Source organism: Vagococcus acidifermentans (assembly GCF_003987655.1).
GTDB classification, from domain to species: domain Bacteria; phylum Bacillota; class Bacilli; order Lactobacillales; family Vagococcaceae; genus Vagococcus_B; species Vagococcus_B acidifermentans.
In genome coordinates, this window is the sequence record NZ_NGKC01000037.1 from 1 (window position 1) to 1,163 (window position 1,163).

1 protein-coding gene and 1 pseudogene are annotated in these 1,163 nt (G+C 38.9%); both read left to right on the forward strand.

Annotated features, from left to right (window positions below; genetic code table 11):
* The first annotated feature begins 139 nt into the window (after nt 1-139).
* Nucleotides 140-733, forward strand: coding sequence for an IS3 family transposase (locus CBF27_RS13980; protein WP_281273716.1), 594 nt, complete (start codon nt 140-142; stop codon nt 731-733).
* 167 nt (nt 734-900) lie between these two features.
* Nucleotides 901-990 (forward strand): annotated as a pseudogene (llsA, locus tag CBF27_RS14530) (listeriolysin S); the annotation flags it as partial.
* Nucleotides 991-1,163: the final 173 nt, after the last annotated feature.

The window sequence follows — 1,163 nt, forward strand, 5'->3', positions numbered from 1 at the left end:
ATTTGCTGTTTAAATTCCTTGGTAAATGTCCGTCTCGGTCTACGTTCTGACATGTTGATTCCTCCAGTGTGTTTTATTATAGTTTACACACCTTATTTTTATTGTCTAGTCCAGTGTAGCCTGTCCACTGTTACATAAGCTGGGGTTTTATACACGAGGTACCAGACGCAAATATAGACGCCAAATGCAACAGACTCCCCATGTTCATAAAAATTTGATTAACCAAGCATTCAACATCACAGAAAAAAACAATGTATGGTATGGGGATATCACTTATATCCCCACCAATGAAGGCATGCTGTATATCAGTGCATTTATTGACGCCTATACGAGAAAATGTGTCGGTTATTGTATCGACTCACATATGCGTGACAGCCTTGTCATCCAAAGTTTGGAAAATGCACTCGTCAGGGAGAAACCGGATGCAGGTCTGATCGTCCATTCAGATCAGGGGTCGCAGTATACAGGTCATCGTTTTTATGAATTCACGAAAGCAATCGGTATCCAACTAAGCCATTCAAGAAAAGGAAATCCCTATGATAATGCCGTGATGGAATCTTTTTTAAAAAGCTTCAAACGCGAGGTGCTAGATGAAAAACAATTTAAAACAAAACAAGCAGCTGTCACAGAATGCCTTGTTTATCTGGAAACCTACTATAATCATGAACGGATTCATTCGAGTATTGGGTATAAGACACCAGAGGAAGCTAGCCAGTCCACAAAATCCTCTTAATTAAATGTCTACTAAAGGGTTGACAGTCCAAAAATCCTCTTAATTAAATGTCTACTAAAGGGTTGACAGTCCAATCATGTAGCTAGAATAACTATACAATAAAATGATGCTAATTCATTTTAAATTAAGAATATGATTCATACATTTATAAGAAAGGAGGTGTTTATATGAATATCAAGTCTCAATCCATGAATGGTTATAGTAACATAGGTGTTGGTGCTGAAGCCATGAACTATGCTGCTGGATGTTGTTCATGTTGGTATGGCAACCCCTTTTTTGACAAAATTTATAAGGTGTCGTTCCTTTTATCATGTTATCCGATTGCCCTTGACAGCGAGCCTCCCCGTCTGTGAGTTTTCACGATCAGCTTCCCAGCTTTAAAAAGTCAGGATCGTTTCCGTGACGGTATCACAGACGGGCTCACTATCAA